5 protein-coding genes are annotated in these 9,164 nt (G+C 38.5%); 1 reads left to right on the top strand and 4 read right to left on the bottom strand.

The window, feature by feature from the left end:
- From ACFILH_RS01450 to ACFILH_RS01465, 4 genes are all read right to left on the bottom strand, one after another.
- On the bottom strand, positions 1-180 hold a 180-nt coding region (locus ACFILH_RS01450), incomplete at its 3' end, for a tail protein X (protein ID WP_375667258.1).
- Entirely contained in the window at positions 177-653 is a 477-nt protein-coding gene (locus tag ACFILH_RS01455) for a phage tail protein (RefSeq protein WP_375663826.1), read from the bottom strand. The genes ACFILH_RS01455 and ACFILH_RS01450, both read right to left, overlap by 4 nt.
- Before the next feature lie 13 nt (positions 654-666).
- Positions 667-1,041: a hypothetical protein gene (locus tag ACFILH_RS01460; RefSeq protein ID WP_375667259.1), complete on the bottom strand. Its 375-nt coding sequence runs from the start codon at positions 1,039-1,041 to the stop codon at positions 667-669.
- A gap of 754 nt (positions 1,042-1,795) precedes the next feature.
- The gene (locus ACFILH_RS01465; RefSeq protein WP_375643756.1) at positions 1,796-2,926 is read right to left on the bottom strand and encodes a metallophosphoesterase; all 1,131 of its coding nucleotides are present in this window, start codon (positions 2,924-2,926) and stop codon (positions 1,796-1,798) included.
- Between the two features lie 772 nt (positions 2,927-3,698).
- Here ACFILH_RS01465 and ACFILH_RS01470 point away from each other — a divergent pair.
- Positions 3,699-9,164, top strand: a 5,466-nt coding sequence (locus ACFILH_RS01470; protein ID WP_375667260.1) for a beta strand repeat-containing protein, incomplete at its 3' end; no start/stop codon positions are given.

The raw sequence follows: 9,164 nt of genomic DNA on the forward strand, positions 1-9,164 counted from the left end.
CGGTAAAAACACACCATATTTGGCAATCTCTGGATTAGCTTCCAGTGTGGCTTCTAAATAACCGTTTAGTGCCCCAACTTGGATGCGGTCTCCTAACACAGCCATGGCATAGTGAAAGCAAAGGAGATCGAGGCTCATATCCTCTAGCTCTACAATAACGCGCTTTTTGGGTATCTTCATGGGGTAGGTTCCTCTTGGTAATACCCCATTTGATATTGTCCCTCTTGGTATTGTCCTTGTGGTTTTCCGCCATTAAAAAAGGGCAAGAGCGTAATGGAATAGCGGATGCGTTGGGATTGACCAGAAAGACTGATATAGTCATGGTCTTTATTGATCGTGGTGATTACTACGGGTCCATGGAGAAGGACACTATAGGTGGTATCATTAATCCAACGAAGCATCTGGACAGGCTTGGCTCTTCGAATAGTTGTAGTGATGGCATCAATGGCTACACGGTCACCAAATTCTTCTGGAAACCAAACTCCATGAATGGTTTTTGCATCATTGCCATAGCCGGTAAATTGCAAACTGGGGGACCTGCCAAAACGCTCCATACAAACCCATGAGGCAGAAAACTCTTCTTCAAAGGATTGGAAATTCAGCCAGTCCACATAAAATTGATGCGGTCCTAACATCATCAAAGGATCTCTCATAGGCTCCCTCCCCTCATTCTGTCCCGCCATGCAGCGCATTAGCACGTGCCCGTTGCAAAGCATGGGCAACCGCACGACCAGTGGCCATGGGTTCACGGGCACCATTAACATGCACTGTGACATTTTGATTGTGTGTGATGGGGGAACGGTCTTTGTCTCTTTGCTCTCTCGCAAATGAATTTACAGGAGAAGCCCCCGCAAATTGTGGTATGGGCTGAATGGCTGTTTTACCCCCCAAAAAACTTGACAAAAACTCTCTTACATCAATGGAACGAGTCCACCCCTTAATGCGATAGGGCAAAGATTTACAATAATCCATCAATTGTGAGATAGACGACATAAAGCCATCGACAATCGAATTAGCCAGATCTTCGCCCGCTTGTTCCATACCAGCCTTGGCAGCATCAGAGAGCTTTTCGCGGGCAAAAAAACTCTTTCTAAACTGAAACTTCTTAAAATCCCCTTTTTACACCTCTCTCAAAGCAAAGATAAAACTGCCAAGACACGTGAGAGTCATCTAAGGATAATTGCATGAGACCATAACAGCTATAAACAGACTCCAATATTTGTATCATATTATTGTAACGATTTACTTACGTATAAAAGAAGAAGATAAAATTGTAATACAACTAAAAGTTCATACGATTAATCAAGAGAAATTATACAGCATCACAAAACATCAATTGTTTGAAGATTATAAGTAAAAAATTGATCAAAATAAAAAGCTTTTCTTATGAAAAAGAAAAGTGTTGCCCATGAGTAGATATTATAAGCTCTAATAAAGGGCATAACTTAATAATTATACCGCAACAAATTAATAAAAACAGCCTTCTTGATGATTCTGGACAACAAGTGCTAGCAAATTATGAACACACCCTTGACAAACTCCCCTTTCTTCAAAGATGAAAGCCTAAAAAGAAAAAATAGAATAACAAACCATTATTCTGCTTTGTATTAAAGCTCAGTTCACATTAAACCATTGCACTTATAGCGTATAACCTGAAATCTTAGCAGCTTTGAAAAAAATATGTCTGATTTTTCACTCTATTTCTAAGTAACATTTAGACACTCCTACTGCTCTTCAAGTCCGCACATATAATACGTTTTTTCCCTCATGCTTTAAGACAAAGAAACAAATCCTATTATAACTTACTGCAACTTGCCGAAAATTGAGTGTCTTTCCCTATAACACCAAGATCTTTAATTAAAAGCGGTTTTCCTATTTCTCCATTATAGGCTTTAACGTGAATGGTCTTGCCTTTCACATCTAAGAGGTAATAATCTCCATTAAAAAGCGCACCAGCTGTATATATAGGGATATTTCCAAAAACCTTATCATTTTTCGCACGGCAATAAGACTGATAATGCGTGTGACCCACGAAGATTGCTTTAACATTATGAGAGGTAATAATTGACTTAAAGACCGACAAATCTTTAGCATTCTTTTTACGAATAAAAAAGGATTCACCATCAATGGAAGCAGCACGCGCATCATGAAAATTAATGATTGTCACTTTACCTCTTGCATCAGCAGCAGCTAAATCGTTCCTAAGCCAATCTAAAGATTTATTGATTTGCACTTCTGTAGACTGCCCCTTCAAACCAACCGTATAGCTTGGATAATTGTGAAGCTGCACATAGTGAACATCTCCATAATCCCAAGAATAACTCAAACTCCCCCTTATCGAGCGAATATTTCCACCCGAAATGGGAACCAAACTTTCAGTAACATCTGCATTGAAATGCGCTAATTGACTACGGTATTTTTTGATTTCCGATACCATTCTTGAAACTGCACTTATAGCACAAGCATCTTTGTAAAAACTGAATTCTTGAGGATTTGTACAATTACCAACATTATTGGCATAATCGTGATTCCCTAGCCCCTCATAGACAGGTGCTCCAAGAGTTTTATAAACATTTTCATAATCATCATAGTTTTTTTGTTGTCCAAACTCCGTCAGATCACCATTGACAATATGGAATGCAGCCTTGTGCGCTTTTATCACACCAGCAACCTGCTCATTTATCTTTAACCATGGCTCTCTGTTTGATATTCCATTGGCATCACCAGAGTTTAAACGCCACGGTTGCGGATCAGCCATAATGATAGCAGTATAATTTTTTGTAAGAGACTTTTCTTTCATAGACCAATCCATGAATGCATCATGATGAAGCCTCTTGTCTCTTTTTATTTTTTCAGAACCAAGATTAAAACAACCAGAAAGAGTAAAAGCAATCACGGTGATTACCAATTCAACTTTATATCTCATAAACCTATCACCATAAAAACGTTACATATTTTTTATATTAAAAAATTCCTCAGAGACAATTTTTTTAGATTTTATTGTCAAAAATATGTCAAAAATTCGAAATAACGAAAGCAATGATCCTTCAATGAAGGTGCACTTTGATGATATAAAAGCACTGTTGATTTCAAGCCTTCAACTTCAAGAACTTTAATTGATTAAGATTTATAAGCTTGGGCTCTGGCTCTTTCAAATGTCATCGATACATCAACAGCTTATAAAAACTTAGTCGTATACTATTAAAATATCCCCAACAGGAGAAAAAATGTATTCTTATACTAGAGCGCCCAACTCCTTTAGATATCAAGATCAATTATATTATGATATTATCATAAATAAGGTATAAATAATCAAAAGTGCTAGCAACAGTGTTATAGTATTACCGTCATCATTCACTTTGATAAGCTATAAAAATGCAGAAATACTACAAAAAATACTATTATTACTTTATAAAAAATAATATAAATTATGTAAAGTATAATAATAGTTATAATTTATATAATGTAGATTTACAATAAATTTAATTATATAATATAAATCATTACAAGCACATTGTGTGTTAAATATAAATTCATACAAATTTAATATTATTTATTTTTTAATTTTGACAAAAAACCAAAAATGTCTTACCAAATAAAGAAAATTATCGAAATTAATAACAACTATCCATTTTCACTTCTTCTTATGAAGTTTGCGGGGAAATGAATATTTTGGGGCTCTCATAAGGAGAATACTGGTGTATAAAACATCCCTTTTATCATGCACAGCTGCGGCTGCTATCATCCTATTCAACATCCAGTTCACTGCACATGCTGAAACTCTTGGCGTTGCCAACGAAGAAAAAGATATATCCGGAAAAACGTACGAGACTATTTATGTAAAAGACAAAGGAAAAATCACCGGCAGTACTGTAACTGTAACTGGAAATGAAAACACAAATACAGACACAGGTAGCGATAAATATGTTGTAACAGTTGAAGGTGCTAACAGTGCGCTTGAATTAAATGGCTTAAATATTCAAGGCACTGATTCTGATGTTCGTTTCGGTATTTCTGTAAAAGACGGCGCTAACATCAACCTGACCGGGGGGAACATTACAGCTTCTCAAACTGGCGTTTATATTGATGGTAGTAAGAATAGTAGAAGTGTACTGCAAAATGTAGTGATATCAGATAATAAAAATGAAGCATCATCACTCCTTGGAATAGAAATAAACAACGAAAGTTTAATTACTTTAGAAAATGTAACAGTTAAGCAAGCAGAAACTGGTATACTTGCGGATAACGTTTCTCAAGTTATAGTATCCGGAGGATCATTCGAGGGTAAAATGGATGGCGTATATGCTATGGGCGGCACCACCATTACTGTAGATGGCGGTGCTAACATTACCTCATCTAATGGTAACGGACTCCATGCCGATGATGAAAATACCACCATAAAAATGACTGGAGGAAGCGTAACTGGAAAAGACGCAGCATTGTATACAAACGACGGTGGTCATATTAAAGTCACGGGTGGTACTCTAACAGCAAAGGGAGATACCACAAGTGCACCTATTACAGAAGGGGATAATCCTGCATCTAATAAGGGTACTAAAATTGAGAGTGGATTCGGCGCCTTGTCTCAAGGTGAAAACAGTGTGATTGAATTGTCTGATACAAAGATCAAAGATGCTACAATCGGGTTGAAAACACAAGAAAGTGGCGCAATCGCAATGACTGGGGGAAGCATTACAGCGTCCAAAGTTGGTGCATTCTTTTTGGATAGCAAAAGCAAAGAAAACGAACTGAAAGATGTAGTGACATCAAGTGGGAAAGATGATGCGCCACTAATCAATGGAATCAAGGCAACTAACAGTAATGTCACTTTAAATAATGTAACAGTGACGCAAGCACAAACTGCCATAGATGCATATGATTCCACAGTAAAAGTTTTAGGAGGATCATTTGATGCAGAAAAAACAGCAATATTTGCTCAAAACGGCGGCAACATCACTTTAACTGGCGGTGCAAAAATTACATCATATAATGATGCTGGACTCCATGCGGCAAGTTCAAAGTCCATCATCGAAATGACAGGAGGGAGCATTACAGCGAAAGAGGAAGCAGTAACGACAACATACGGTGGCCATATTACTGTTACAGATGTCACCCTAAAAACAAATGGTGATGGATTTGGTGTAGCTTCTGATGACTTTGGTAGCATGATTGAATTACTTGGAAAGACAACGATTAGTGATAGTGCAGTCGGGCTTCAAGCACAAAACGGTGGTGTAATCAAGATGACTGGGGGAACCATTACAGCTTCCAAAGCTGGTGCTGGATTCTTAAACAGTAACAGCCGTGAAAACAAACTAGAAAATGTGACAATATCGAGTGGTAAAGACGATGCGCCACTGAACTTTGGAATAAAAGCAGATAAAGGTACCGTCACTTTAAAAGATGTAACAGTGATTCAAGCAGCCGCCGGTATACTTGCAGATCATGATTCGACAATAACAATCTCGGGAGGATTATTTGATGCAAAAGGTGCAACAATATCTGCTCAAAACGGCAGCGCTATCACTTTAACAAATGGTGCAAAAATTACATCATCTGGTGATGTTGGATTCTATGCAAAAGGTTCAAACTCCTCCATCACAATGATAGAAGGAAACGTCACGGGAAAAGGGAATGCTTTGACTGCTGAAGATGGTGGCCATATTACTGTTACAGATGTTACCCTAAAAATAAATGATAGCGATAAGTCATCTGGTGTATTTTCTAATGGCGCAAATAGTGTAATTGAATTGCTTGGAAAGACAACAATTAGTGATAGTGCAATCGGGCTTGTAGTACAAAATGATGGCGCAATCAAGATGATTGGGGGAACCATTACAGCTTCTGCAGCTGGTGCTGGATTCTTAAACAGTAACAGTCGTGAAAACAAACTAGAAAATGTGACAATATCGAGTGGTAAAGACGATGCACCACTGAACTTTGGAATAAAAGCAGATAAAAGTACCGCCACTTTAAAAGATGTAACAGTGACTCAAGCAGCAGCCGGTATATTTGCAGATCATGATTCGACAATAACAATCTCGGGAGGATCATTTCATGCACAAAATACAACAATATCTGCTCAAAACGGCAGCGCCATCACTTTAACCAACAATGCAAACATTACATCATCTGATAACGTTGGACTCTATGCAAATAGTTCAAACTCCACCATCAGCATGACGGGAGGAACCGTCACGGGGAAAGGTAATGCATTGGTTGCTGAAAATGGTGGACATATTACTGTTGCAGATGTAACCCTAAAAACAAATGATAGTGATAAGTCATCTGGTGTATTTTCTAATGGCAAAGGCAGTGTAGTTGAATTGCTTGAAGGGGCAACGATTAGTGATAGTGAAATTGGACTTACAACAAACGATGGTGGCGCAATAAAAATGACTGGAGGAACCATTAAAACTTCTCTAGTTGGTGCTGTCTTCTCAAGCAGCAGCAATGAAAACAGACTAGAAGGTGTGACGATATCAAGTGGTAAAGACGATGCGCCACTGAACTTGGGAGTAATAGCAGACCAAAACAGTACCGTCACTTTAAAAGATGTAACCGTCATGCAAGCAACCAATGCCTTAGTTGCAGATGATCACTCGACAATAACAGCCTCAGGAGGATCATTTCATGCACAAAATACAACAATATCTGCTCAAAACGGCAGCGCCATCACTTTAACCAACAATGCAAACATTACATCATCTGATAACATTGGACTCTATGCAAATAGTTCAAACTCCACCATCAGCATGACGGGAGGAACCGTCACGGGGAAAGGTAATGCATTGGTTGCTGAAAATGGTGGACATATTACGGTCACAAATGTGTCTCTAAATGTTACAGATGTATCTCTAGATGACGAAGATATATCGTCTGGTGTATTTTCTAATGGCGAAGGCAGTGTAGTTGAATTGCTTGAAGGAACAACGATTAGTAATAGTGAAATTGGACTTACAACAAACGATGGTGGCGCAATAAACATGACTGGAGGAACCATTAAAACTTCTCTAGTTGGTGCCGGCTTCTTAAACAGTAACAGCGGTGAAAACAAGCTAGAAGGTGTGAAGATATCGAATAGTAAAGACGATGCGCTACTAAACTTTGGAATAAAAGCAGACAAAAGTACCGTTGTTTTAAATAATGTAGAAGTGACTCAGGCAGCCGCCAGTATAGTTGCAAATGATCACTCAACAATAACGGTCTCAGGAGGATCATTTAGTGGACGTGATGTAGGAGGAAGCGCCGAAGCCAGCAGTACGATTATCTTAAAAAACAATGCTAACATTACATCATCTGATGGCGGAGGACTCCTTGCAGACGGTTCAGGATCTAAGATCATAATGATGGGAGGATCCGTAGCCGCGAACGAAACAGCGTTATTCGCAATCAACGGAGGGCATATTGATGCCACAGATGTTGCTCTAAAAACAGAGGGAAAAGGAAACGGTGCATTTGTAAGTGGCAATGACAGCACAATTCAATTGCATGGTGATACAATAATTAACAATACTTTGGGCGGCCTTGGAGCAGTTGACGGTGGTAAAATCACCAGCAAAGATTTAACAATAATCGGTGGTGAAGCACTTGACGGCCCCGACAACGAACGCACTGGTATATGGACATCGGACTCTGGTAGTGAAGTTAGGTTAATGGGCAAAACAACCATTCAAAATGTTGATGAAGGGTTTTATGCAGACGGTGGAAGTCAAATCATTAGCGGAGATTTAATTATAACCGGTGGTGAAAGTAAAACAATGACCGTTGGTGTAAACGTTGCAGAAACTGATAGTTTAATTAAGTTAAATGGTAAAACAATCATTCAAAATTTTGATGTTGGTCTCACCGCAGGAAATAATAGCACGATTAAGATGACGAATGGTTATATTGGAGCAGCAGAGAATACAATAAAAAATAAAATAGAAGCAAAAAAAGTTGCACTATGGGCGGCATTTAACGGACATATTGATGTCGTGAATACTTCTATGATAGCAGGAGTTGCTGGTTTGCAATTTATAGCTCTCTCTAATCCTGATCTAGATTATCCAGATGATCCACAAAAACGTAAAAGCAGTGAAATCAATTTAACCAATGCAGATGTTCACGCTGAAAATGGTACTGGAATTTTTGTTGGAGCTTTTACTAACACAAACATGGAAGATATTCCAGGTTTGTCAATCGGTACAGTCAATCTCAAAAATTCAGAAATCCATGCTGATGTATTGTTAGGAGATGGTCTTTTCGAAGATCCAAAATCTTGGAAAAATGACAATTATTGGAACAATAAAGAGGTTAAAGCGATCTCCAACGGCACCTTCACATTAAGCGCTGATCATTCAACTTTAGAAGGCAGAGCAAATATTTCTAAAGACAGAAATGTACGTTTTGATCTAAAAAACAAGACACAATGGATCGTAAAAACCAGCGCAACAGAACTCAATGATGATGGCAAACACCTTGATATTGCTCAAAGATCACGTTCTGATGTTTCTGTACTTAGTCTCAACAACAGTTCTATTGTTTTTGATGGACTGGTAGACGATCATTATCACACATTGCATATAGGATCTGGTAAACCAGATACGCAAACAGTCTACAACGCCTCTGGTGACGCAAAGATTTACTTCAACATTGCTTGGAGTGATGGCGTAAAAAGTGCCGATCAAAAAACCGATAGACTTCTGATCCACGGTGATGTCTCAGGCTCCACAACAGTTTATATCAAAAGCGATTCAGGAGATGAAAGTAGTGTAGTAAATGCTGCTGATCCTTCAAATATAGGTGGCCTCTCGCTCATTCAAGTATCTGGAAAAGCACAAGAAGACTCTTTCAAACTCGAGAATGGCTATACCACAAGAAATCGTTTGCCTTATAAATATACGCTAACGGCCTATGGACCAGAGTCAAGCCACGGTACAGCCGATGTTGCACAAAGCCTCTTTGATGAAAAGAATGAAAATTTCTGGGATTTCCGCTTACATAAAGAAATTCTTGAAACGGATTCTGGTTCTGGTCCAAGTGTGATCGTCCCCGTAGCACAAACAGCAAGCTATTTGGTCATGCCAAATGCTCTCTTCTACAGTGGATTAACCGATATGGCTAAACAAAACGCACTCTTAGCCAATATCAGAACATCTGTCTTAGGAAAAGAAGAAGAAAAA

It is taken from the genome of Bartonella sp. CL435QHHD (assembly GCF_042195095.1).
Classification (GTDB): domain Bacteria; phylum Pseudomonadota; class Alphaproteobacteria; order Rhizobiales; family Rhizobiaceae; genus Bartonella.